The sequence below is a fragment of the Brevundimonas sp. genome (genome assembly GCF_046299595.1).
Taxonomy (GTDB): domain Bacteria; phylum Pseudomonadota; class Alphaproteobacteria; order Caulobacterales; family Caulobacteraceae; genus Brevundimonas.
In genome coordinates this window covers 1,333,911-1,357,350 of record NZ_JBKBHQ010000001.1, presented here as the reverse complement: position 1 = coordinate 1,357,350, position 23,440 = coordinate 1,333,911, and the positions used below count along the sequence as shown (strand labels likewise).

The window sequence follows — 23,440 nt, the reverse complement described above, 5'->3', positions numbered from 1 at the left end:
GGTTACCGTGAACCCGGTTGGCTGGGAGGCGAATCAATGAGCGCGGCGTCGCCGTGGAGCGTGAAGGGAATCGATCCCAAAGCCCGGGAGGTCGCCAAGGATCTTGCCCGTCGCTCCGGCATGACGCTCGGCGAGTGGCTCAACTCCATGATCATGGAAGGCGACGACGACGAGGGCGTGGTGCCGCTCTCGCGCCGCGCCCATGCGACCGACAGCTTCGAGCGCCGCGGGCGCGCGCGCCGTTTCGACGATGCCTATGGCTCCGGTGAGTCCGGTATCATGGGCGGCGGGCATTACGGTTCTGCGGGCGCCGCTGACGATCTGGCCCGCGTGCTGGCGCGCATCGAGATGATGGCCAGCCGCCTCGAGGCAGCGGAGGCGCGCTCCGCCACCGCGATTTCCGGCATAGACCAGGCGGTCGCGGGGCTGGTGCGCCGCTTCGATGCCGAGGAGCAGACCCGCTCGCAGCAGACCCGCCGCATCGAGGACATCGCCGAAGAGCTGCGTGAGGGCCACAAGCGGCTGCGCAAGCTCGAGCACGAGGCGGGGCCGCGTGTCGCCGAGGCCTTCCAGAAGCTCGAGGGCTCCCTCGGCGGTCTGGCGGGGCGGGTCTATGAGACCGAAGATCGCACGCGCCTTGCGCTGAGCGAGCTGCGCGAGAAGGTCGAGCGGCTGGATCGTGACAGTCTGCGCGGCGGCGGCGCCGAGCTGGTGGCCCAGATGGGCGCGCGCCTCGATGCCGCCCAGGCCCGAACGGCAGAGGCCCTGCGGGTTCTGGAAACGTCTTTTGCCGGGCTCGATCGCCGCCTTGCCCCGCTGGAGCGGGTCGGGGCGGGCGAGGGCGCGGCGCGCGAGGCGGCCCGCTTCGAGAAGCTGGCCGAGGCTCTGGCACGCAGTGTCGAGGACAGCCGCAACGAGATGATGCGCCGTCTCGATGCCGCCGCCGCCGAAAACCGCGTCGACAAGATCGAGCGTGCGGTGGCCCACATCGGCGAGCAGGTTCAGGCCGCCGAAAGGCGCTCTGCCGCCGCCGTCGAGGCCATGGGCAAGGAAGTCATCCGCATCGCCCGGAACCTTGATGCGCGCATGGTCAATGCCGAGACCGACAGCGCACGGCGCGTCGAGGCGCTGGGTCAGGATCTCAGCCGCACCCTCGGCCAGGACGTGAGCCGCGTGGCCCAGGCGCTGGAGCAGCGGCTGGTGCGCGATTCCGACCAGCACGCCGCCGCGCTGGAGAAGCTGGGTACCGAGATCTCGCGTATCTCCGAGCGGCTCTCCGAGCGGATCGCCCAGTCCGAGCGCCGCTCGGCCCAGGCCATCGAGGACATCGGCCAGCGCCTCAACCGGGCCTCCGAAAAGATCGAACAGCGTCACGAGCGCACTTCGGGGGAGCTGGCCGAGCGCCTGCGCCAGAGCGAGGAGCGTACCGCCCGCCTGCTGGCCGAGGCCCGCGAGAGCATCGAGCGCCGCGCGAGCGAGGCGCGTCCGCAGGACGGGTCAGCGCGCGGTCCTGACTGGCGCGCCAGTGCCTTCGGCGACGATGCGTTCGGCGACGATGCGTTCGGCGACGGCAGCTTCGCCGACCAGAGCGTTTCGGCGGCGGCAGCCGATCCCGGCGCGCCCGCGCCCGGATGGCAGGCACCTGGCGTCGCGCCGTTCCCCGACACGCCTGACTTCGCCGACCTTGCGCCCTCGGCCCTGGTCGAGCCGGAAGCCGCTCCGGCGGAGCCCGACGCCACCGCTCCCGACGAAGCGCCGCCCATCCGTCCCGTGTTCGGCACGCGCAGCGAAACGCTTGCCGAGTCCCGGCCCGCTGCCTACCAGGCCTCCGCCATCCTCGATCCGCGCCCCGGGGCAGATGCGTCCGGGCTGTCGGGCGAAGGGCTTGACGATGTGGGCTATGCGGCAGAAACCGATTTCGTCTCGGCGCGGGAGTTGCGCGCCGGATCGACCCGCGATGCCATCCAGGCGGCGCGCGCCGCCATGGGCGCAGGCCCCGAAGACACACGCCCCTCGTCTCGCAAGGCCTCCAGAACCCGCTTGCAGGAACGCCTCGAGCGCCAGTCGCGCAAGGACGGCTCGACCTTCCGCAAGGCCCTGCTCTCGTCGGTGACGGCGGTGGCCCTTGTCAGCGCGGTGTTCGGTTACACCCGCCTGACCTCCGGCGAGGGCCTGTTGCCGGGTGCGGGCATCGGCGCGGGCGAGCGCGAGGATGCGCCTGGCGCACCCCTGGCTGCGGCGGCTGTCGTGACCACGGGGGCTTCTGCCGCGCTCGATGCCGATTTCCAGCGCGGGCGAGAGCTGCTGGAGGGCAATGATCGTGCGGGTCTGGCTCTGGTGCGTGCGGCGGCCGAGCAGGGCCACACCGGCGCCCAGCTCTACATGGCGCGCGTGTACGATCTGGGCGAAGCCGGTGAGAGTGCCGATCCGGCCGAGGCGCGTCTGTGGACCGAGCGCGCCGCGCGCGCCGGTGATGCCGGGGCCATGTACAATCTCGGCGTCTATCTGTTTGATGGCGTGGGAGGCAGCCGCAATCAGGCCGAGGCCGCCCAGTGGTTCCGCCGCTCTGCGGATGCGGGGCTGATCGACGCCCAGTACAATCTGGCCCAGATTCTCGAGAACGGCGCCGAGGGCGTGCGTGCCCAGCCGTCGGAGGCGTACCGCTGGTATCGCATCGCTGCGCGCTCGGGCGACGAGCAGGCAGCCCAGGCCGCACGCAGGCTGGAGCCCTCTCTGTCAGCCGAGATTCGCCGTCGCGCCGAGGAGGCTGCGGACGCTTACGAGGCCGCGCGAGGCACGGCACCGGGCGCCTAGGCGATCTGCACGGCGCGCGCCATGTGTCGCGAGCGCCATGGCCGAGGTCTTTGGCGGTGCTGCGTGTTGAAAGGTGGCGTCGATCTTGCGAGGAAGGCGCAGCCGTCCTTCCCGCGCGCCGCAAGGCCTAGATACGAGCGTCGTCCCTTGGACATCTATCTGCCCATTGCCGAGGTATCGGTGAATGCGCCGCTGATCGTGGCGCTGGGCGCGCTCGTGGGCTTCATATCGGGACTGTTCGGCATCGGCGGCGGCTTTCTGATGGCGCCGGTGCTGGTGTTTCTCGGCGTGCCCGCACCCGTGGCCGTGGCCAGCCAGGCCAACCACGTCGTGGCCTCATCCACCTCCAGCGTGCTGGCCTATACCCGCCAGAGGGGCGTGGATTTCCGCATGGGCCTGCTGATGGCCAGCGGCGGGATCCTCGGGGCCGTGCTGGGGGTGGAGCTGTTCCGCTATCTCCGCCTGATGGGACAGGCCGATCTGGTCATCGCCCTGTCCTATCTGATCTTTCTGGGTGCGGTGGGCGGCATGATGCTGCTCGAGAGCCTCCAGACCATCCTGCGCCGCAAGCGCGGCGAGGCCCCCAGGCGCATCCAGCATCGCCGACCGCTGTGGCTCTATGGACTGCCGCTGCGCATGAAGTTTCCCAAGTCGGGCCTCTACATCAGTGCCATTCCTCCCTTCGGCCTCGGCGTGCTGGCCGGGGTGCTGTCGGCGATCATGGGCGTGGGCGGAGGCTTCATCCTGATCCCGGCCATGCTCTATATCCTGAGGATGCGCGCCTCTGTGGTGGTGGGCACCAGCCTGTTCCAGATCATCATCACCGCCGGAGTGACGACGGTGCTGCAAGCGGGGCGCAACCAGACCGTAGATCTCGTGCTGGCCGGGCTGCTGATGCTGGGCGGGGTGGTCGGTGCCCAGTACGGCGCGCGCGCGGCAGGACGGTTCCGCGCCGATGAGCTGCGTGCCCTGCTCGCCCTGATCGTTCTGCTGGTCGGCCTTCAGATGGGTCTCGAGCTGTTCATCCGCCCTGACGAGATGTTCGCCATCGCGCCGGGAGTGGACCAGTGATGCTGGCCGGAGCCATCGGTGCCCTGCTGGTCATGGCGGTGCCCATTCCCGGCCGCCCGGCCACGCCCGAGGCCCTGCTGCCCATTCCCGGCATCACCCGCCCCGAGACGCCGGACGAGCCGCAGCGGCCCGCTCCTCAGCCGCTGGTCGAGGCGCCCTTCGAGCCCGAGCAGGGCGAGGCGCGCATCGCGGCAGCCCTGACCGAAAGTCTGGTCGAGGTCGACACCGGCTATGCGGGGGCCTCGATCGTGCTCTACGGGGCGGTGTTCAATCCCGGCGATGTGCCCGCCGATGTGGTGGTGGTGGTGCGCGGTCCCGACCGGCCTGTGCGTCTGGTGCGCAAGGTGCGCGTGCTGGGCATGTGGCTGAACTCGCGCCCGGTGCTGTTCGAGGGCGCGCCGGGCTATTACATGACTGCCTCCACCCGGCCGCTGAGCGAGGTGGCCGATTTCGGCACGCTGCGCAGGCTGGCGGTCGGGGTCGATCACCTTCGCATCAATGCCCCCGAGGAGCAGATCAGCGTCACGCGCTATGGCGTGCGCGACGTGGTCATCTCGCGCCTCGAGGAAGACTATCTGGACTGGCGCCGCGCGGTGATCCGCCTGCTTGAGAACGCGGGGCTCTACGACACCCTGCCCAGAGGCGTCACCTTCGTCGACGACGACCTGTTCCGAGCCGAGGTGGTGCTGCCGGTCACCGCGCCGACGGGCATCTACGAAACCGAGGTGTGGCTGTTTCTAGACGGAGAGCCGGTGTCGGTGCGCCGGGGTACGCTCAGCGTCGAAAAGGTCGGCGTCGAGCGCGCGCTCTACGACTTTGCCCATGACCGAGCCTGGTTCTATGGCTTTCTGGCCCTCATTCTGGCCATGCTGACAGGGTGGGGCGTGTCGGCCTGGTTCCGGCGCACCTGATGTTCCTGTTCCGTTTCGCTGTCGTCACCGCTATGTCAAGGCGGTGAGCATGACCGAATCCAGCCACCTACCGGCGCAAGAGCGCGACGGCGCCGGCGTCTCGCTGGAGACGCTGGCGGCCCTTGCCTGCCCGCCCGGTGCCGGTGCCATCGCCGACGGTGCAGGCGCGCGTGCGGTGCCGCGACGCGAGGCCGTGGCCCTGTTCGAGGCCGGACCGCTGCTGCTGGCCCATGCCTCGCTGACGGCGCGCAGGCTCAAGCTGGAGCCGCCGCCGCGCTCGCACCGGCATCTCGATGTGCTTGAACTGTGGGCCTTTGTGCGCCCCGCCCAGTTCTGCGCGCCCTCGCCCTCCGGCCTGGCGCTGGGGCTGGGTCTGGCCGAGCCGCGCACCCCTGCCGATCAGGCCAGCGTGCTGCGCGAGGCCGCGGGCCTGCTGCTGCGCGAACTGGAAGGCCCCGCCCTGGCGCACCGCGAGGAAGCCTATGATCTGGCGCTGAGCCTCTCGCGCATGGGCTGGCCCTGGGGGCCGCTGGTCCTCGAAGCGATGGAGAAGGGCGGCGTGCGCCAGCGCCGCGCGCGCGGCTCCGGCCTTGATGTCTGGAACCGCCTGCCCGAGTGGGAGGATGAGGCCCCGCGCGGCGATCCGGGCAGCCGACCCGTCGACTCCGAGAGCGTGCGCATCCGCCTCGATCACCTGCTTCAGTCTCGCGGCCTCGACGAGGCGCGCCCGAGCCAGTCCGATTACGCCGCCGAGGCCGCCCACGTCTTTGCCCCGCGTGACGAGGAGGGGGGCGTGCGCCTGCTGCTGGCCGAGGCGGGCACCGGCACGGGCAAGACGCTGGGCTATCTGGCACCGGCCAGCGTCTATGCCGAGCGCAATCGCGGCGGGGTCTGGGTCTCGACCTACACCCGGGCCCTGCAACGCCAGATCGCGCGCGAGAGCGCCAGCCTGTGGCCCGAGAAAGGGCGGGTCGTGGTGCGCAAGGGGCGGGAGAACTATCTGTGCCTGCTCAATCTTCAGGAGCGCGTTCAGGCCAGCCAGCTGGGCCAGGGCGACGGCATCGGCATGGCTCTGGTCGCCTGGTGGGCGCTGCACAGTGTGGACGGCGACATGAACGGGGCCGACTTTCCCTCCTGGCTGCCGGGGCTGTTCGCGGTGGGCGCGGGCGCGCAGGCCTCACCTGCCAATCTGGTCGACCGGCGCGGCGAATGCATCCATTCGGCCTGCCTGCACTATCGCCGCTGTTTCATCGAGCGCACCGTGCGCGCGTCGCGGCGCGCCGACATCGTCATTGCCAATCACGCCCTGGTCATGAGTCAGGCCGCGTTCGACCGGGTGCGCGAGCAGGGCGGCCAGCGTGCCGATGTCGAGACCCTGGCCACGACCCGCATCGTCTTTGACGAGGGGCACCATCTGTTCGAGGCCGCCGACAGTGCCTTTTCCGCGCGTCTCTCGGGGCAGGAGACCTGGGAGCTGCGCCGCTGGATACGCGGGCCCGAGACGCGCGGGCGTCGGGGGCGCGGGCTGGAGCAGCGACTGGGCGAGCTGTTCAGCGATGACGAGACGGCCATGAGGGCCATGCAGCAGGCCATCCGCGCGGCTGGCCAGCTTCCCGCCGAGGGCTTCGCCGGGCGTATCGCGCCGCCCGTGGGCGAGGCATCGCCGTCGGGGCCACTCGAGCAGTTCTTCAAGGCTGCACTGGATCAGCTTCGCGCGCGCAGCCCCGATCCGAACGATCTGGAGGGCGGGCTGGAGTGCGCGCTGCACCCGGCTATCGCGCCCCTGACAGACGCTGCGCGTGCCGCAGCCCTCGCCCTGGCCGAGCTGGAAGGGCCGCTCAAGGCGCTGGCACGCCATCTGGAAGACCGGCTCGATGAGGAGGCCGACACGCTGGAGCCCGCCGCACGGGCGCGCATGGAAGGCGCGCTTCGCGGTCTGGAGCGGCGCGCGCGGCTGATGCTTCCGGCATGGCGGAACATGCTCTCGCGCCTGTCGCAGGATGATGAGGTGCCTTCGGAACGCTTCGTGGACTGGCTGTCGGCGGACGCAGGCTTTGGCCGCATCCTCGATGTCGGTCTCAACCGGCACTGGCTGGACCCGACCGAGCCATTGAGCGAGGCCGTGATCGCCCCGGCGCACGGCGTGATGGTTACCAGCGCCACCCTGACCGATCCGATGCAGGCCGAGCCGTTCGATCTGGCACGCCTTCGCAGCGGCGCGGTGCACATTGCCGCGCCCGCGCGCACCGTGCAGGTTCCCAGCCCCTTCGATTATGCCAGCCAGGCGCGGCTGATCGTGGTCAATGATCTGGTGCGCGGCGACGTGCGCCAGAGCGCGGCGGCCATGCGGGCGCTGTTCATGGCGTCGGGCGGCGGGGCCATCGGTCTTTTTACGGCCATCAGGCGGCTGCGGGCTGCCTATGAGCGGCTGGCCCCCGATCTGGCCGAGGCGGGGCTGCCGCTCTATGCCCAGCACGTCGATCCCATCGAGGTCGGATCGCTGATCGACATCTTCCGCATAGAGCCCGATGCCTGCCTGCTGGGCACCGATGCGGTGCGCGACGGGGTGGATGTTCCGGGACGCTCGCTGCGCCTGCTGGTGTTCGACCGGGTGCCCTGGCCCCGCCCCGACCTGCTGCACAAGGCCCGGCGCGAACACTTTGGCGGGCGGGCCTATGACGATGCACTGGCGCGCGCGCGCATCGCTCAGGCCTTCGGGCGTCTGATCCGGCGCAGCGAGGACCGGGGCGTGTTCGTCATGCTGGATGCGGCGGCGCCCACGCGGCTGTTCGCGGGCCTGCCCGAAGGCGTCGAGATCGAGCGGATGGGCCTTGCCGATGCGGTCGAGGCGGTTGGCGCGTTCCTGCAAAGGCCGTAAAGCTGTCGGCATGAGCCGCAAGTCCTCCTTCCCCGGTATCGCCATTCCCTTCCTGCTGCTGGTCGTCGTCGTGGCGGGCTGGAGCGTGTGGTGGTGGCACCTCTCGCGCGAGGTGCGCTCCGAGATCAGCGCCGCCGTCGCGGCCTCGGGCGAGAGCGGCATCGGCGTCTCGCACGGAGCGGTGAGCATCTCCGGCTGGCCGTTTCGCGTGCGCGTCGAGAGCCCCGAGGTGCGGGTGAGAGCCGCATCGGGCCATGCGCTTCATGCGCCGCGCCTCATTGCCGAGGCCATGGCCTACAACCCGGCACACTGGGTGCTTCTGGCGCCCGAAGGCCTGACGCTGACGCGCGCGGACAAGGGCGATGTCACGATAAGTGCCCGGCGTATCCGCGCCAGCGCCACGCACCTTGACCGGCCCATACCCAATCTGGCGCTGGAGCTTGTGGAGCCGGTGTTCACGCCTGCGCAGGGTGCCGAGGTCTTTCCCCTGGCCCGGGCCGCGCGCGTCGAGATCGAGACCCGGCCCGTGCGCAGCGCGGATGCACGCATCCTGCTGGGCGAGGCGGGGCTGCGACTGCGCCTGCTCGACGGCGAGGGCCGCCCCGGTGGACCAGTGGAGAGCTTCGCCCAGAACGACCGCCTCAGCGTTGTGATCGAGACGCGCGTCAGCGGCATCGACCATCTGAGCGGACCGCTCGGTCCCCTGCGCGGCTGGGCGGCGGCAGAGGGCGCCCTGCTCGATCTGGCGGGCGAGATGCGCGCGGGCGAGGCGCGCGCCGAGCTGAGCAGCGAGCGCCTGTCGGTGCGGGACGACGGACGCCTTGAGGGCCGCGTGCGCTTTCAGGCCTCCAATGCCTCACCGGCCCTCAATGGTCTGGCGCGCGCCGAGGGCATAGATGGCGGCGCGGCGACGGGCGCAGCGGCAGCGGCGCGCCTGAACGAGGCCATCGGTGGGGATGTCACCCTGATCGTCGATTTCACGGGCGGGCGCACGCGCCTTGGCCCCCTCAACATTGCCCCGGCACCGGCCCTGTGGCGCAGTGCGGCAGAGGGCGATCCCGGCCCGTGACTCTCACCGATCCCGGTCCCCTGGGCGAGCCGACAGCCGATGAAAAGGCCCTGATGGAGGCACTGTTCGCCTGCGTGCAGTCCTCGCCGTCGCGCGGCGTGGATGCCTCGGCGCTGGCGCTGCGGGCCCTGCTCGCCGACCGGCCTGCGCTCGATCCGGCCTTGATGGCGGCGCTGTGGCGAAGGATCGAGGTGGCCCGCGCGCCTGCCGCCCTGATCGTCTCGGGGCAGGCAGCCCTGCGCCAGCTCGGGGCCAGCGGACACGATCACCCTACCCTGGTCGATGATCCCGATCGCGCCCTTGCCCAGTGCACGGCACTCTCGCGCGCCCTGATCGCGCTGGACGGTCGCGCCTGGTGGTCGCGGCTGCTGGCGCGGCGTGATCTTCGCGTCATCGGCGCCTTTCCCGAGTGCGGTTACCGGCGGCCCGAAGCCCTCATGATCGGCGCTGCCCAGACCGGGCCGACGGGCGAGGACCGCACCTTCTGGGTCACAGAGGCGGACCAGAGCGATGGCGAGATACTCGCGGCGCTCGCCGCTGCCGGGTTGAGCGGACAGCGCATCGACGAGGGCGCCGGGTTGAAGCTGTTTGCCCTTGCAGGCTATGTCGAGGCCCATGATATGCGTCTTCACAGCGCGCCCCTTTACCGAGCCAACCGCCTGTCGGGCGTGATCGGCGCTGCGCCGCGCTTCTGATTTTTCACGATCTTCTTTCTTTTTCAGCCCGAGACCGAACCATGACCGCAGACAAGGCCGCGCCCGCTCCCAAGCCCGGTATTCTCGACATCGCGCCCTATGTGGGCGGCAAGGCGCGCATCGAGGGCGTGGCCGAGCCGATGAAGCTGTCGTCGAACGAGAACGCGCTCGGCGCGGGCGAAAAGGCGCGCGAGGCCTATGCGGGCGCGCTGGATCGCCTGGCGCTTTATCCCGACGGTCGCGCGGTGCGCCTGCGCGAGGCGGTGGCGGAGCACCACGGTCTTGAAGCCGAGCGGCTGATCTTCGGCAACGGCTCGGACGAGGTGTTCGCGCTTCTGAACCAGACCTATCTGCAGGCGGGCGACAACATCGTCACCGGTCAGTACGGCTTTCTGGCCTATCGCATCTCGGCCCTCGCCAATCAGGCCGAGGTGAAACTGGCGCCCGAGCCCGGCTTCAAGGCCGAGGTGGACGCCCTGCTCGAGGCAGTCGATGAGCGCACGCGCATCCTCTATGTCTCGAACCCCTCGAACCCCACGGGCAGCTACAACACCATCGACGAAATCCGCGACCTGCACGCGCGTCTCGATCCCTCGGTGCTGCTGGTGGTGGACGAGGCCTATGCCGAATATGTCACCGCGCCGGGATGGGAGACGGCCCTGCCACTGGCGCGCGAGGCGTCCAATGTGGTTGTCACGCGCACCTTCTCCAAGATTCACGGCCTTGCGGCGCTGCGCGTAGGGTTCGGCTACGCGCCCCTGGCTGTCGCCGAGGCGGTGGACCGTATCCGCCTGCCCTTCAACGTCTCGATACCGGGTCAGGAAGCGGCCATCGCGGCCCTGTCCGACGAAGCCCACATCCGCGCCTCGCGCGAGCTGGTGCAGAGCTGGGTGCCGCGCATGATCCAGGCCATCGGCGGCTTCGGCTTCGAGGTGCTGCCGTCGGCGGGCAATTTCGTGCTGGTGCGCTTTGGCAGCAGTGAGCGCGCGGCAGCGGCCAATGCGCACCTGAACGCGCGGGGGATCATCGTCAGGCCTGTGGGCGGATACGGACTGCACGAGGCGCTGCGCATCACCATCGGCACCGAGGATCAGAACCGGGCCGTGCTCGATGCCCTGAGCGAGTTCGCCGCCCAGGTCTGAGGCCGCAAGCCTTCAGCGGCCCGCGCGGCTCTCGGCGATCAGGCGGTTCGAGGCGTCCTCGATGCGCGCCTGCAAGGTTCGCATGAACTCCGCGCGTGACAGGCCTGCGGGGATGGGCTCGAGGAACTCGAACACCACCGTGCCGGGCAGGCGCCGATAGCCCTTGGCGGGCCAGTGCAGGCCCGAGTTGGTCGCCACCGGCACGCACGGCCCGTCGAGATCGCGATAGAGGGCGGCCACACCGGGCTTGTAGGCCGCCTCGTCGCCGGGGCGTGTGCGCGTGCCTTCGGGGAAGATGACCACCTGGCGCGCATCCTCCGCGATGCGCTGGCGGGTATGGCGCACCATGTCCTTGAGGGCTTTGGCATGGGCGGCGCGATCGACCGGGATCATGCGCGTCTTCCAGGCGAACCAGCCGAAGAAGGGCAGGGGCATCAGCTCCTTCTTCATGACGAAGCAGGGGTCGTGCAGGAAGGTGAAGGGGGCGATCACGTCCAGCATGCCCTGATGCTTGGCGGCGACCAGCGCACCGCCCTCGGGCCTGTGCTCGAGCCCGCGCACCTCGACACGCACCCCCGCAATGTGCCTCAGCCCGAACAGCACCGCGCGTGCCCACAGCTTGATCACGCCCATGGCCGGGCGATGGGGCATGAGAAGGGCGGGCGACAGGCCGATGGCGTAGACCGGCATGGACAGATAGAGCCAGAGGGTGAAAAGCAGCGATCGAATCGTGTTCACGAAGCGGGTGCCCCTGCTGGCTCGCCCTGGCTGCCGTCTTGGCGTCCGCCGCTGAGGGCAAGGACGGTCTCGCGCACCAGCACGACCAGATACTTGTTGTACTCCAGCACCATGCGCCGCAGCCCCGTTTCGCTCTTCCACCAGTCGCGCGCATTGAGAGACGGCGTGGCAACCGCATAGGGGATCAGCTCGACCCCCTCGGCCATGCCGCGAATCTCGAGCAGCGAGCGGGGCATGTGATAGTCGGACGTCACCACGATCAGGCTCTCGAAGCCGCGCTGGCGCGTCCAGTCGGCGATCTCCTGGGCATTGCCCATGGTGTTCTGGGCTGCGAAGCCCAGATCGACACAGCAGTCGAACACCGCATTGGAGCCCGGCAGGATTTCGCGCAGTTCCTCGGGTCGCACCTCGGGATTGACCCCGGAGATCAGCAGGCGCCGTCCCTTGCCGTTTTCCAGCAGGCGCATGCCCGCCACGATGCGTGCATCCGAAGCGCCGGTCAGGGCGACGATGCCATCGGCGCGCGGCGGATCGTCCGGCGGCGTGGCCTGTTGCACCCGCGCGGCGAAGACCAGCAGGCCGATCATCCAGACGGCGATCAGCACAAGTATGGCAATCATGGTCCTCATGCGCCGGGCCTCCTGCCCCCGTCGATAAGCCGGACGGAGACTACGGCCAAGCTGAGCGAGAATAAAGCGACCGCACCGATCAGAACGTGCGTTCCTGCGCCGAATGCCAGGACGGGGGCACTGGTTCCCAGCAACAGGCCGGCCAGCCCGGTCAGGGCGCTGGCGCCGACCGCGCCGATCAGACAGGCCGGTGCGACGATGCGCAGCACCCGCCCCTGCATCCTCGCCACGATCCAGCCGGGCGCGGCCCCGGTGAGTGCGAATATGGCCGCCGATGCGCGCCAGCCGCTCACAGCGCCCCTGACGACCAGAAGCACGGCTGCGACCATAGCGCAGAACAGCAGGGCAGACAGCGCGCCCAGCAGGATCACCAGTCTCAGGGCCGCCGCCTCGGCCTCGCTGCGCCACAGGCCGTGATCCTCGACGGTGGCATCGATCCCGGCGCTGGCCAGAAGCCGCGACAGCCCGCTGGCCGTAGCCGGACTGTCCTGCGAGAGGCGCACGCTGACCAGCGGTGGCAGGGCCACATCGTCAATCTCGACCCCTGCCAGCCAGGGCCGCAGCAGGCGCTCGGCCTCGTCGCGCGTCAGGGCAGCGGCCTCGTCCACGCCCGGAGCACCCGCAAGGGTCTCCGCAGCCCTTACTGCCGCCCGCTCCGGGCTCTCGTCCACCCGGGGCCGGACCAGCACGCTCACCTCGCGCCCCAGCAGGGCGGCGCGCGCGCTGCTCGCATCATGGGCCGCCAGGGTTCCGGCGAGGGCCAGGGCGCTCAGCATCACCATCAGGGCCACCATCGTCATGGACAGCCATCCCGGCCCGCCGGGCAGCAGGGCGGGCGGGAAGTTCAGGATGCGGGCCGCGCCCGCGAATACCGGCTGGCGTTTCAAGATCCGCCTCGCGTGATCCGGCCTTCGGCGAGGTGCAGGCGGGAGGCGGCCATGGTGCCAGGACGCGGCGAGCCTGAAACGGGGGCGGAGAGAAGAACCGTGGTCCCTGCGCGTGACAGGGCCGCGAACAGGCCGAGCAGACGGCTGATGTCGGCATCGCCAAGATCGGCCAGGGCGTTGTGGGCAAGGATCAGCGGGGGAGCAGGCACCAGAGCGCGCGCCAGCTTCACGAGGGCCCGCTCGCGCAGGTCCAGCCCATCCACGGGCCGCTCGGCAAGGGCGTCGATGCCGAGCCAGCGCAGCATCTCGTCCACATCCGCCAGGGGCCGCTTTCTCACGATCTGGGCGAGGGCGATGTTGTCACGCACGCTGGCACCCTCGATCAGGCCGTATGTGTCGAGCACAAGGCCCATGTCGCGGCGCAGCCGGGCAATGGCGAGGGCATCGAGGCCATCGTGCGCCTCGCCCATCACGCTGAGGCTGCCCGACTGTGGCGGATATGCCAGTGCGATCATGTCCACGACCCGAGCCAGTGCCTCCTCGTCGGCTCCGGTAAGGAAGTGGAAAGAGCCGCGCGGCAAGCTGAGATTGACCCGGTCCAGCAGGAGGCGATTCCCCCTGCCCGCAAGGCTGACATGGCGAAGCTGTACCATGGGCGCGAGGCCCGGCGACGCCTCGGTCGTGTGGTCTGGCTCCAGGGTGTCTTCGATGGTGTCGGGGCGGGTCACAGGAATGGGACGCAAGGGTTCGATGATCGGCTTGGCAACAGCTTTCATGCGTCGGGCGCACCGCCCCCGGAGCCTTCGAGGCCCGGACGCGCAAAGCGTGTCGGCATGATACTGACCTGTCCCGAGTGTTCCACCCGCTATTTTGTGCCCGACGAAAGTCTCGGGCCATCGGGTCGGCGCGTGCGCTGCCAGGCCTGCGCCCACACCTGGATGGCCAGTGCGGACGCGCCTATGGAGCTGACCCTCACGCCCGAGGAAGGGGCCAGCGCCTCCGTTCCCCCGCCCATGGAACAGGCCTCGGCGCCCGAGCTGCCGCGCGCCTTCCGCGCTCGCGCCGAGCAGGAGCGCCGCACGCGCCGCCTGGCTGCCCAGGGCGCCATCTGGGGCGGGATCGGCGCGGCCTTTGTCGGCCTGATCGCGGCGGCCTTCATCTATAGGGTTGAGTTGGTTGAGCTTTATCCGCGCGCCGCATCGGCCTATGCGCTTGCAGGCGTGCCGGTGAACCCGGTCGGGCTGGAGTTTCAGGCGCTCAGGGCGCGCGATCATCGCACCTTGCCCGGCCGTGTGGTCATTTCTGGCGCGGTGCGAAACATCCGTGGCCACGAAGCGGTCATTCCCCCCATTCGCGTCAGCCTGCTCGATGCTCGCGGTCGCCGGATCGGCTCGGCTGTGGTGCCCATGGAGCGCCAGCATCTGGCAGGAGGGGCGCTGAAGGGCTTTGCGGTGGTGCTGGACGATCCGGCCTCGCAAGGGGCGGACGTGGACGTGCGTTTCGATTTCCATGCCACGCGCGTCAGCGAGGCCCAGCCCACCTTGCGCCACGCCCGCCATGATCCGGCACCCCTGCCGGAGGCCGAGCCTGTCCCTGCCGCCGAAGCCGGGCCTGACGAAGCTGCCGCGCCCGAGCCGCCCGCCGCCACCAGCCCGGCTCTCAGGCCGACCCGCGGTCTGGCCGATACGGCGCCGGTCGATGCCCGTGTGATCGAGGCCCTCGACAGCCCGCCCGGCTGAGGGTTATCGGAAGCGATGCACAGCGAAGTCCTGCTCGATGAGAACGCCATCAAAGCCTGCATCGAGCGTCTGGCGGACGCGCTTGCTCCTGTCATGGACGATGACTGGATCGTGGTGTGCCTGCTGACCGGCGGCCTGTGGTTCACGGCGGACCTGACGCGGGCCCTGTCGCGGCGCGGATGCAATCCCGGCTTCGAGGCCCTGTGGCTGAGTTCCTATGGCGACGATCACGAAAGCTCCGGCGAGGTGAGCCTGCGCGCACCCCTGCAACGGCCCGTGACCGGCTGTCGCGTGCTAATCCTCGATGACGTGATCGACAGCGGCCTGTCGCTGGCAGGGGCCGTCGAGATCGTCACCGAGGCCGGTGCGTGCGAGGTCAGAACCTGTGTCTTTGCCCGCAAGCCGTGGCCAAGACCCCGCCCGCTGGAGCCCGACCATGTCGGCTGGGAGGCGCCTGCGCGCTATCTGGTGGGCTACGGTCTGGACGATGCGGGGCGGCTGCGCGGCCTGCCCGCCGTTCACGCCCTCGACTGAAGCTGTAATGCCCGGAGCTGTAATGCCCGGTCAGGCGCGCAAAAGTGCGCCGACCTTGCCTGCGGCCGCCACGATGCGGCTGCTCAGCGCCTCGATCTCGGCCTCGGTGAGGGTGGCCTCGCTGGGCTCGATCACCACCTCGAGGGCCAGGGACACCTTGCCCTCGCCGATCCGCTCGCCGCGATAGACATCGAACACCCGCACCTCGCGGATCAAGGCCTTGTCGGCACCCGAGACCGCGCGGATGACATCCTGAGCAGGCACGCTCTCATCAACCACGAAGGCAAAATCGCGGGTCAGGGGCATCAGGGGCGAGAGGGCGGCGCTGCCGCGCGACTTGCCCGTGCGTGCGCGCGGCTCAGGCACGGCATCGAGCACGATCTCGAAGGCCAGCAGGGGCGCCTCGGCATCGAGGCCCCTCAGCACGCCCGGATGAAGCGCACCGAAGTGGGCCATCACGCCCTTGGGCCCCAGTTGCAGGCGCGCCGAGCGCCCCGGATGCCACCATGGCGGATTGCTGCCCTGCACGAGCTGGAGCGAGGCTGTCGGCGCACCGATGGCGTCCATCAGGCCCAGCAGATCGGCCTTGAGCGCGAACAGGGGGTCTTCGTCCTGCCCGGCCCAGTGGCGGGGGGGGCGGGGACTGACGAGGGCGGAAATCACGGTCTTCTGATCTTCCGGCTGGTCGCCGCCGTAAACCGGCCCGATCTCGAACAGGGCGAGGTCCGGGCGGCCCCGGGCGGCATTGCGCTGGGCGGCCCGGATCAGGTTGGGCAGGGGCGTGGGCCGCATACAGTCCAGATCGGGCGAGATCGGATTTTCGAGCACCAGACGCTCGCTGCCGCCGCCGAACGCCCTGGCGGCTTCGCGGCTGGTGAAGGACCATGTGATCGCCTCGCCATAGCCGCGCGAGGCCAGATAGCGGCGCGCGCGCTGTATGCGGCTCTGGCGCTGGCTCAGCACACCGCCTGCGAGGCGCGCAACCTCGGGCAGGGGCGTGGAGGGAAGCTGGTCGTATCCGGCAATGCGCGCCACTTCCTCGACCAGATCGGCAGGGCCTTCCACATCGCGCCGCCAGCTCGGCGGCTGCACGCGGATCAGGGTTCCGGCCGCCGACGTGATCTCAAAGCCCAGGCGCTCCAGAATGGCCACCACCCCCTCGCGGCCCAGCGTCAGGCCGGAGAGGCGCGCCACATGGGCCGGATCGAAGTCAAAGGGCGCGGGCAGGGCGGGGGCCTGACCGGCCACCACCACCTCGGAAGCCTCGCCGCCGCAGATATCGAGGATCAGCCGCGTGGCCAGTTCCAGACCGGGCACAACGGAGGCCGGATCGACCCCGCGCGCAAAGCGGTACTGGGCATCCGAGCTGATGCCGAGCGCGCGGCCTGTGCGCGCGATGGTGAGCGGATCGAACCAGGCGCTTTCGATGAAGACATCGACGGTGGCCTCGGTGCAGCCGGTGCTCTCGCCGCCCATGACGCCGCCAAGGCCGATGGCGCGCGCCCCATTGTCATCGGCGATGACGCACATCTCCTCTGCGGCGCTGTAGGTCCGCTGGTCCAGCGCCTCGATGGCCTCGCCGCGCCCCCTGCGCGCCACGATGACGCTGCCCGTGACCTTGGCCAGATCATAGACGTGCAGCGGCCGTGCGCGGTCGTAGGCGATCAGATTGGTGATATCGACCAGCGCATTGATGGGGCGCAGCCCGATGGAGGCGAGGCGCTGCTGCAGCCACTGGGGCGAAGGCCCGTTCCTGACCCCGCGCACCACGCGCCCGGCAAAGACCGGGCACAGATCGGGCGCCTCGATGCGCACCGACACGGGGCAGGAAAAGCGCCCCTCGACCGGCTCGATTGAGGGCGTGATCACCTGGCCGAGCCCCGTCGCTGCCAGATCGCGCGCGATGCCCTCCACGCCCAGCCAGTCGGGACGGTTGGGCGTGACCTCGAAATCGATGACGGGCTCGGCGGCAAAGACTTCGGCGGCGGGCGTGCCCACGGCCAGACCTGCGTCCAGCTCCATGATGCCGTCATGGCCGCCGGGCTGCTCCAGTTCGCTGGCCGAACACAGCATACCGTTGGAGACCACGCCGCGCACCGGCTTTTCTACCAGGGTCACGCCAAGGCCCGGCACATAGGCCCCAATGGGTGCATAGATGGTGTTGAGGCCCGCGCGCGCATTGGGCGCACCGCACACGATCTCCTTCATGCCGTCGCGCGTCTCGACGAGGCAGACCTGCAGGCGGTCGGCGTCGGGATGGGGGCGCGCCTCGACAATACGCGCCACCGAGAACGGGGCCAGCGCCGCGCCCGGATCGAGCACCTCCTCGACCTCGAGCCCGGCCATGGTCATGGCCTCGGCCACGCCATGGATGTCGGCATCAAGGCGAAGATGGGTCTTGAGCCAGCTCAGGGAGAACTTCACGATGCACCGCCCCCGCCAGCGCCGAGGGCGCGCTCGATCTCGTCCAGCCAGGTCTGCGAGCCGGTGTAGCCCACGGCAAAGAACTGGCAGTTGATGAACCTGCAGTTCTGCACGGGGATCGCCCCGATCACGCTGGCCCCGCGCGGGCTGAGCAGCAGGTTGCGGATGTCGCCGCCCGTATAGCCGAGGTCACAGCCGTCAAAGTTCACCCCGTCCGTGGCCAGCAGCACGGCAGGGCCCTCGATGCGGCAATTGCGGAAGGTGCGCCCCTCGATCACCGATTTTCCCGCCTTGAAGACGTCGTACATCATCAGGGGCAGAAAGATCGCCTGATCCTCGATGGTGCTCGAGGTGGCGAGGTTGGGCATGGACTGCACCGAGTGGCTGGTGGTCATGGCGTCGTTCCGCTCTTGGGTAATGGAATGGGGCTTGTGAGATGGTGCTGACGAGATCAGGAAAGCCCGCTGGCCGGGTTCGGCACGGCGTGGGCGGAAAAGCCATAGTGGGAAAGCCAGCGCACATCGGCCTCGAACATCGGGCGCAGGTCGGGGATGCCGTATTTCAGCATGGCGAGGCGATCGACCCCCATGCCGAACGCAAAACCCTGCCACTGATCGGGATCAAGGCCGCAGTTGCGCAGCACATTGGGATGGACCATGCCGCAGCCCAGGATCTCCATCCAGCTGTCGCCCTCGTTCAGTCGCAGGGTGCCGCCCGAGCGGTCGCACAGTATGTCCATTTCCGCCGATGGCTCGGTGAAGGGGAAATGGTGCGGACGGAATCGCGCGCGCACGGCATCCATCTCGAAAAAGCGCGCGATGAACGTCTCCAGCGTCCACTTCAGATGGCCCATGTGGATGTCGCGGTCGATCACCAGACCCTCGATCTGGTGGAACATGGGCGTGTGGGTGGCATCGGAATCGCAGCGGAAGGTGCGCCCCGGCGCGATGATGCGGATCGGCGGCTCCTGACCTGCGGCGATCCAGCTGGCCGGGGGCTTTTCGTTGCCGACACGCATGGTGCGGACCTGAACGGGACTGGTGTGGGTGCGCAGCACCTTGCGCTCGCCTGTCTGCGGATCGGGCGTCAGAAAGAAGGTGTCGTGCATCTCGCGCGCCGGGTGGCCGGGCGGAAAGTTGAGCGCCGTGAAGTTGTGAAAGTCGTCCTCGATGTCCGGCCCCTCGGCCACGGCAAAGCCCATCTCGGCAAAGATGGCGATCATCTCGTCCATCACCTGCATGGTGGGGTGCACGCTGCCCTGGCGGCGCGGGCGCGGGGGAAGGCTGAGATCGATGCGCTCGCGCGCCAGCTGAGCCTGCAACTGCGCATCCTCCAGTGCGGCGCGGCGACTGGCGATGGCGGCATTGACCCGGTCGCGCAGACCGTTGAGGCGTGGACCCATCACGCGGCGTTCTTCATCGCTCATGGCCCCGAGCCCCTTGAGCAGGCCCGAGATGGTACCCTGCTTGCCGAGGCTGGCCACACGCACGGCCTCCAGATCGGCCACGGTCTCGGCCGAGCCGATGGCGGTGATCAGGTCCAGTTCGATGGTCTCAAGGTCAGCGGACATGGGCTCGGCGCCTCTGAAAGTCGTGTCTCAGGTCGGTGTCTGGCAGGTTCAGGACGGGTCTAGTGGCTTGGGCCGGTGGTGCAAGGGTCTATCAGGCCTGGCGCAGAACAAAGGCCCCCCGGCGCGTGCCGGAGGGCCTTGTTGCAGATCATCGCGGTGATGACGCTCAGGCCAGGGCGGCGCGCACCTTGTCGGCCACGGCCTTGAACCCGGCCTCGTCGGCGGCCATGGCGGCGAGCACCTTGCGGTCGAGCGTGATGCCAGCCTTGTCCAGACCATGAATGAACTGGCTGTAGGTGAAGCCTTCCATGCGGGCAGCGGCGTTGATGCGCTGGATCCACAGGGCGCGGAAGCTGCGCTTCTTGTTGCGGCGGTCGCGGTAGGCGTACTGACCGGCCTTGTCGACGGCGGCCTTGGCGGCGCGGATGGTGTTCTTGCGACGGCCGTAGAAGCCCTTGGCCTGGGCGAGAACCTTCTTGTGCTTGGCGTGGGACGTAACGCCCCTCTTGACGCGAGCCATGATGTTATTCCTTCGGGAGGCCCCTGAGGTTCGCCGCGCGGCGGCTCACTGCTTGAGGGGGCTTGGTTTCAAACTGAGATGGAGAGGATCGTTGCTATGTGCGCTGCGCCGATCAGGCGTAGGGCATGTAGGACTTGATCTTCTTGGCGTCGGCGTCGGCCATCACCTGGGTGCCACGGTTCTGGCGGATATACTTGCCATTGTGGCTGATGAGGCGGTGACGCTTGCCGGCGACCCCGGCCTTGACCTTGCCGGTCGCGGTCAGTTTGAAGCGCTTCTTGGCGCCCGATTTCGTCTTCAGCTTCGGCATTTCTCAGCGGAGCATACGCTCCGTCCTCTTTTGGTGTTGGCGCCGCCCAGGCATGCCTGAATAAGCCCGGCGGCTTTTGTGAGCGCGCGTCATTACGCGAGTGCGGTGCAAAAAGCAACGCGAAAAGCGCTACGCCTGCCCGGCAAGTCGCTGCTGTTCCTTGCGAAAGGCGCGCCCGGCGTTGATGGCCATGACCGCAGCAGGCACGGTCAGCAGGGCGCCGATCAGGAACGGCCAGTCAGGCCCCAGGTGGGAAAACAGCACGCCGGCGGTGATCGGTCCGACGATCCTCGACAGCGAGCCGGTGGCCATGTTCAGCCCCAGCATGGCGCCCTGGCGGTCCGGCTCGACCGAGCGCGAGATCAGGGCCGAGATGTTGGGCATCGCCATGGCCATGCCGAATGCGCCAAAACTCATGACCATGGGCACCATCCACGCAGCCGTGCTCAGCACCTGGGCGACGAGGGATGCGCCGAACAGCAGCATTCCGAACGCCAGCACCCGCGCCTCGCCGAAGCGCCGCGCCAGCCGCCCGGCCAGAAAGCCCTGACTGATGACCGAGACCACCCCCACTACCATGAAGGCCAGGCCCACCTCGCGCGCGCCCCAGTCGTAGCGGGCCTCGGTCCACAGGCCGAAGGCCGCCTCCATGCCCGCAAAGCCCGCCATATAGATCAATGTGACCATCAGCACGCGCGAGATGACGGGGTGGGCACGCGCGCTCGACAGCCCGCTGAGGAAGCCGGGCCGGGTGCTGCCCGCGGCGCTGGGGCGCAGGCTTTCTTTCAGGAATACCGCCACTCCGATCACGGCAGCCAGGGCGAGGGCCGCAGCCACGAACATCGGCAGCTGATAGCCGAGGCGGCCCAGCTCGGGGCGCACCAGCAGGCCGCCCAGCCCCGGCCCGACGATGAAGCCGAGCCCGAACGCCGCCCCGATCAGGCCCATGCGCCCCGCCCGCTTTTCCGGCGGGGTCACGTCGGCCACATAGCCCTGGATGGTCGAGATGTTGCCCGCGCCGAGGCCCGTGAACAGGCGCACGAAGATCGCCAGCCAGATGTTCGGCACGAAGGCGAGCATAAGATAACCGATCGCATTGGCCATGACCGTGACCAGCAGCACCGGCTTGCGCCCGATCCGGTCGGACAGACGCCCCCAGAACGGCTCGGCAAAGAACTGGCCCAGCGAGTAGGCCGCGAACATCAGGGTGATCTGCCAGGCGTCCGCTGTCAGGCTCTGGCCGAAGAAGGGCAGCAGCGGAATGACGAGGCCGAAGCCGACCAGATTGATGAAGGCCACCGCGAACAGCACGGCGAGCGCGCCGATGCCGTCGGCTCTCGGGCGGGGGTCCGGCTCGCGGTGGGAGGCGTCCGGCACGCCCGGAACGGTCTGTAGCTCGCTCATTGCCTGAGGCGATTAGCGCCATAGGCGAGGGGGCGAAAGCGCCAAATGAGCACAGGGGGGGCGGAGCATGTCTTAGGTCTCGGGTGTTTTGGGCTCTGGTCTTTTGGCGGGCGGGGGGGTATGGAGCGCGCGCCTTCCCCTTTTCGCCGCGCTGAAATCGCTGGCCGCAGAGCTGCGCCAACCCTTCGGCCATGACCGCCGCCCGCGCCGGTCACTCCCGTCCGCCTCACCAGGCCCAGATCCATGAACCTTCGTAACATCGCCATCATTGCCCACGTCGACCACGGCAAGACCACCCTCGTCGACCAGCTTCTCGCCCAGTCGGGCGTGTTCCGCGCCAACGAGGCGACCGTCGAGCGCGCCATGGACTCCAACGATCAGGAGCGTGAGCGCGGCATCACCATTCTGGCCAAATGCACCTCGGTGGTGTGGAAGGGCGCAGCGGGCGAGACGCGCATCAACATCATCGACACGCCCGGCCACGCCGACTTCGGTGGTGAGGTGGAGCGCATCCTGGGCATGGTGGACGGCTGCGTGCTGCTGGTCGATGCCGTCGAGGGCGTCATGCCCCAGACCAAGTTCGTGCTGACCAAGGCCCTGCGCATGGGCCTGCGCCCGATCCTGTGCATCAACAAGGCCGACCGCCCCAATGCCGAGCCGGACCGCGTGCACAACGAGACCTTCGACCTGTTCGCGGCGCTGGGTGCCACGGACGAGCAGCTCGACTTCCCGCACATCTATGCCTCGGGCCTGGCGGGCTGGGCCACGCGCGACCTCGACCAGCCCAACGACAATCTGGCACCCCTGTTCGACCTGATCGTCGAGCACGTTCCCGCCCCCGCCCAGATGCAGCGCCGCGACGAGCCGTTCCAGATGCTCAATGTGCTGATCGAGAGCGATCCGTTCCTCGGCCGCCTTCTGACCGGGCGCATCGAGTCGGGCCGGGCCCAGCCGGGCATGGCCATCAAGGCCCTGTCGCGTGACGGCAAGACCATCGAACAGGGCCGCATCACCAAGGTGCTCGCCTTCCGCGGCCTGAAGCGCCAGCCCATCGAGGAGGGTGCGGAGGCCGGCGACATCGTGGCCATCGCGGGCATGAGCAAGGCGACCGTGGCCGACACCCTGTGCGCCCTTGAGGTCAGCGAGGCCCTGCCCTCCCAGCCCATCGACCCGCCGACCATCTCCATGACCGTGGGCGTCAACGACAGCCCGCTCGCCGGTCGCGAGGGCGACAAGGTGCAAAGCCGCGTCATCCGCGACCGACTGCTGCGCGAGGCCGAGGCCAATGTCGCCATCCGCGTGACCGAGACGCCGGGTGCCGATGCCTATGAGGTGGCCGGCAGAGGCGAGCTTCAGCTTGGCGTTCTGATCGAGAACATGCGCCGCGAGGGCTTCGAGGTGTCGATCTCGCGCCCGCGCGTGGTCTATCAGAGCGGCGAGAATGGCGAGCGGCTCGAGCCGATCGAGGACGTGGTAGTGGACGTCGATGATGAATACACCGGCGTGGTGATCGAGAAGCTGTCGGCGCGCAAGGCCGAGCTGGCCGACATGGGCCCCAGCGGCACCGGCAAGACCCGCATCAGTCTCAAGGCCCCCTCGCGCGCCCTGATCGGCTATCAGGGCGAATTCCTGACCGACACGCGCGGCTCGGGCGTGCTCAACCGTGTCTTCTCGCACTACGAGCCCCACAAGGGGGCCATAGAGGGGCGCCTCAAGGGCGTGCTGGTCTCGAACTCGGACGGCGATACGGCGGCCTATGCGCTGTGGAACCTGGAGGAGCGCGGCGTCATGTTCGTGGGCGCGGGCGAAAAGACCTATCAGGGCATGATCATCGGCGAGAACTCGCGCTCGGACGATCTGGACGTGAACCCGATCAAGGGCAAGCAGCTCACCAATGTGCGCGCTTCGGGCAAGGACGAGGCCGTGCGCCTCACGCCGCCGCGCATCATGAGCCTGGAGCAGGCCATTGCCTATATCGAGGAAGACGAGCTGGTCGAGGTGACGCCCAAGTCGATCCGCCTGCGCAAAAAGGTGCTGAACCCCAGCTTCCGCAAGAAGCGCGTGCGCGAGGACTGAGTCTGATGATCTGCGGTTAACGCTGTTAA

The 23,440-nt window shown here is 69.0% G+C and carries 20 protein-coding genes and 1 pseudogene; 11 read left to right on the top strand and 10 right to left on the bottom strand.

All coding sequences use genetic code 11. From position 1 onward, the window contains the following. Positions 1–36: 36 nt before the first annotated feature. The 8 genes and pseudogenes from ACK4E3_RS06745 to hisC form a co-directional block, all read left to right on the top strand. Positions 37–169 (top strand): annotated as a pseudogene (locus tag ACK4E3_RS06745) (hypothetical protein); the annotation flags it as partial. Further along, positions 148–2,814 carry a hypothetical protein gene (locus ACK4E3_RS06740; RefSeq protein WP_409701143.1) on the top strand — a complete coding sequence of 889 codons (2,667 nt, stop codon included), beginning with the start codon at positions 148–150 and terminating at the stop codon, positions 2,812–2,814. The pseudogene ACK4E3_RS06745 and the gene ACK4E3_RS06740, both read left to right, overlap by 22 nt. Before the next feature lie 147 nt (positions 2,815–2,961). Continuing rightward, positions 2,962–3,885 (top strand): sulfite exporter TauE/SafE family protein, encoded by a 924-nt coding sequence (locus tag ACK4E3_RS06735; protein ID WP_409698178.1) that lies wholly within the window; start codon positions 2,962–2,964, stop codon positions 3,883–3,885. After that, positions 3,885–4,796, top strand: coding sequence for a TIGR02186 family protein (locus tag ACK4E3_RS06730; protein ID WP_409698175.1), 912 nt, complete (start codon positions 3,885–3,887; stop codon positions 4,794–4,796). The genes ACK4E3_RS06735 and ACK4E3_RS06730 overlap by 1 nt, the downstream gene beginning before the upstream one ends. 49 nt (positions 4,797–4,845) lie before the next feature. Beyond that, positions 4,846–7,674 (top strand): ATP-dependent DNA helicase, encoded by a 2,829-nt coding sequence (locus ACK4E3_RS06725; protein ID WP_409698172.1) that lies wholly within the window; start codon positions 4,846–4,848, stop codon positions 7,672–7,674. A 10-nt stretch (positions 7,675–7,684) separates the two neighbouring features. Then, entirely contained in the window at positions 7,685–8,743 is a 1,059-nt protein-coding gene (locus tag ACK4E3_RS06720; RefSeq protein ID WP_409698169.1) for a DUF2125 domain-containing protein, read from the top strand. Further along, a complete protein-coding gene (locus tag ACK4E3_RS06715) occupies positions 8,740–9,438 on the top strand; it encodes a hypothetical protein (RefSeq protein ID WP_409698166.1) in 699 nt (232 codons plus the stop codon). Before ACK4E3_RS06720 ends, ACK4E3_RS06715 begins: the two co-directional genes overlap by 4 nt. Positions 9,439–9,479: 41 nt before the next feature. Then, complete coding sequence (hisC, locus tag ACK4E3_RS06710; RefSeq protein WP_409698163.1) at positions 9,480–10,580, top strand: histidinol-phosphate transaminase; 1,101 nt, start codon at positions 9,480–9,482, stop codon at positions 10,578–10,580. A 12-nt stretch (positions 10,581–10,592) separates the two neighbouring features. On the opposite strand, the gene ACK4E3_RS06705 is transcribed toward hisC, so the two are convergent. Genes ACK4E3_RS06705 through ACK4E3_RS06690 form a run of 4 tightly spaced genes read right to left on the bottom strand, consistent with a single transcriptional unit; the run spans position 10,593 to position 13,610 of the window. Next, positions 10,593–11,318: a lysophospholipid acyltransferase family protein gene (locus ACK4E3_RS06705; RefSeq protein ID WP_409698160.1), complete on the bottom strand. Its 726-nt coding sequence runs from the start codon at positions 11,316–11,318 to the stop codon at positions 10,593–10,595. Further along, the gene (locus tag ACK4E3_RS06700) at positions 11,315–11,947 is read right to left on the bottom strand and encodes a YdcF family protein (RefSeq protein WP_409698157.1); all 633 of its coding nucleotides are present in this window, start codon (positions 11,945–11,947) and stop codon (positions 11,315–11,317) included. The genes ACK4E3_RS06705 and ACK4E3_RS06700 overlap by 4 nt, the downstream gene beginning before the upstream one ends. After that, positions 11,944–12,834, bottom strand: a complete 891-nt coding sequence (locus ACK4E3_RS06695; RefSeq protein WP_409698155.1) for an ABC transporter permease — start codon at positions 12,832–12,834, stop codon at positions 11,944–11,946. The genes ACK4E3_RS06700 and ACK4E3_RS06695 overlap by 4 nt, the downstream gene beginning before the upstream one ends. Further along, on the bottom strand, positions 12,831–13,610 hold the full coding sequence (locus ACK4E3_RS06690) for an ATP-binding cassette domain-containing protein (protein ID WP_409698152.1): 780 nt from the start codon (positions 13,608–13,610) through the stop codon (positions 12,831–12,833). The genes ACK4E3_RS06695 and ACK4E3_RS06690 overlap by 4 nt, the downstream gene beginning before the upstream one ends. A 57-nt stretch (positions 13,611–13,667) precedes the next feature. On the opposite strand from ACK4E3_RS06690, the gene ACK4E3_RS06685 reads away from it, so the two are divergent. Both ACK4E3_RS06685 and ACK4E3_RS06680 read left to right on the top strand, forming a co-directional pair. After that, on the top strand, positions 13,668–14,573 hold the full coding sequence (locus ACK4E3_RS06685; protein ID WP_409698149.1) for an MJ0042-type zinc finger domain-containing protein: 906 nt from the start codon (positions 13,668–13,670) through the stop codon (positions 14,571–14,573). Between the two features lie 15 nt (positions 14,574–14,588). Next, positions 14,589–15,107 (top strand): phosphoribosyltransferase, encoded by a 519-nt coding sequence (locus ACK4E3_RS06680; RefSeq protein WP_409698146.1) that lies wholly within the window; start codon positions 14,589–14,591, stop codon positions 15,105–15,107. 30 nt (positions 15,108–15,137) lie between these two features. Here ACK4E3_RS06680 and pheT read toward each other — a convergent pair whose 3' ends face one another. The 6 genes from pheT to ACK4E3_RS06650 form a co-directional block, all read right to left on the bottom strand. Further along, a complete protein-coding gene (gene pheT, locus ACK4E3_RS06675) occupies positions 15,138–17,531 on the bottom strand; it encodes a phenylalanine--tRNA ligase subunit beta (protein WP_409698142.1) in 2,394 nt (797 codons plus the stop codon). Beyond that, positions 17,528–17,926 carry a hypothetical protein gene (locus ACK4E3_RS06670; RefSeq protein ID WP_409698139.1) on the bottom strand — a complete coding sequence of 133 codons (399 nt, stop codon included), beginning with the start codon at positions 17,924–17,926 and terminating at the stop codon, positions 17,528–17,530. The genes pheT and ACK4E3_RS06670 overlap by 4 nt, the downstream gene beginning before the upstream one ends. A 56-nt stretch (positions 17,927–17,982) precedes the next feature. Then, on the bottom strand, positions 17,983–19,101 hold the full coding sequence (gene pheS / locus ACK4E3_RS06665) for a phenylalanine--tRNA ligase subunit alpha (RefSeq protein ID WP_409698136.1): 1,119 nt from the start codon (positions 19,099–19,101) through the stop codon (positions 17,983–17,985). Positions 19,102–19,267: 166 nt separating this feature from the next. Continuing rightward, complete coding sequence (gene rplT, locus ACK4E3_RS06660) at positions 19,268–19,621, bottom strand: 50S ribosomal protein L20 (RefSeq protein WP_409698133.1); 354 nt, start codon at positions 19,619–19,621, stop codon at positions 19,268–19,270. A 112-nt stretch (positions 19,622–19,733) separates the two neighbouring features. Continuing rightward, positions 19,734–19,931, bottom strand: a complete 198-nt coding sequence (gene rpmI, locus ACK4E3_RS06655) for a 50S ribosomal protein L35 (RefSeq protein ID WP_409698130.1) — start codon at positions 19,929–19,931, stop codon at positions 19,734–19,736. A gap of 129 nt (positions 19,932–20,060) precedes the next feature. After that, positions 20,061–21,335 carry an MFS transporter gene (locus ACK4E3_RS06650; RefSeq protein ID WP_409698127.1) on the bottom strand — a complete coding sequence of 425 codons (1,275 nt, stop codon included), beginning with the start codon at positions 21,333–21,335 and terminating at the stop codon, positions 20,061–20,063. 243 nt (positions 21,336–21,578) lie between these two features. On the opposite strand from ACK4E3_RS06650, the gene typA reads away from it, so the two are divergent. Next, on the top strand, positions 21,579–23,411 hold the full coding sequence (gene typA / locus ACK4E3_RS06645; RefSeq protein WP_409698124.1) for a translational GTPase TypA: 1,833 nt from the start codon (positions 21,579–21,581) through the stop codon (positions 23,409–23,411). Positions 23,412–23,440: the final 29 nt, after the last annotated feature.

Bases quoted from the DNA above. Each gene is read 5' to 3' on its own strand.
- ACK4E3_RS06740 (WP_409701143.1), top strand. From the start codon at position 148: ATGATCATGGAAGGCGACGACGACGAGGGCGTGGTGCCGCTCTCGCGC.
- ACK4E3_RS06730 (WP_409698175.1), top strand. From the start codon at position 3,885: ATGCTGGCCGGAGCCATCGGTGCCCTGCTGGTCATGGCGGTGCCCATT.
- ACK4E3_RS06725 (WP_409698172.1), top strand. From the start codon at position 4,846: ATGACCGAATCCAGCCACCTACCGGCGCAAGAGCGCGACGGCGCCGGC.
- ACK4E3_RS06720 (WP_409698169.1), top strand. From the start codon at position 7,685: ATGAGCCGCAAGTCCTCCTTCCCCGGTATCGCCATTCCCTTCCTGCTG.
- hisC (WP_409698163.1), top strand. From the start codon at position 9,480: ATGACCGCAGACAAGGCCGCGCCCGCTCCCAAGCCCGGTATTCTCGAC.
- ACK4E3_RS06700 (WP_409698157.1), bottom strand. From the start codon at position 11,947: ATGAGGACCATGATTGCCATACTTGTGCTGATCGCCGTCTGGATGATC.
- ACK4E3_RS06690 (WP_409698152.1), bottom strand. From the start codon at position 13,610: ATGAAAGCTGTTGCCAAGCCGATCATCGAACCCTTGCGTCCCATTCCT.
- ACK4E3_RS06685 (WP_409698149.1), top strand. From the start codon at position 13,668: ATGATACTGACCTGTCCCGAGTGTTCCACCCGCTATTTTGTGCCCGAC.
- ACK4E3_RS06680 (WP_409698146.1), top strand. From the start codon at position 14,589: ATGCACAGCGAAGTCCTGCTCGATGAGAACGCCATCAAAGCCTGCATC.
- ACK4E3_RS06670 (WP_409698139.1), bottom strand. From the start codon at position 17,926: ATGACCACCAGCCACTCGGTGCAGTCCATGCCCAACCTCGCCACCTCG.
- pheS (WP_409698136.1), bottom strand. From the start codon at position 19,101: ATGTCCGCTGACCTTGAGACCATCGAACTGGACCTGATCACCGCCATC.
- rplT (WP_409698133.1), bottom strand. From the start codon at position 19,621: ATGGCTCGCGTCAAGAGGGGCGTTACGTCCCACGCCAAGCACAAGAAG.
- rpmI (WP_409698130.1), bottom strand. From the start codon at position 19,931: ATGCCGAAGCTGAAGACGAAATCGGGCGCCAAGAAGCGCTTCAAACTG.
- ACK4E3_RS06650 (WP_409698127.1), bottom strand. From the start codon at position 21,335: ATGAGCGAGCTACAGACCGTTCCGGGCGTGCCGGACGCCTCCCACCGC.
- typA (WP_409698124.1), top strand. From the start codon at position 21,579: ATGAACCTTCGTAACATCGCCATCATTGCCCACGTCGACCACGGCAAG.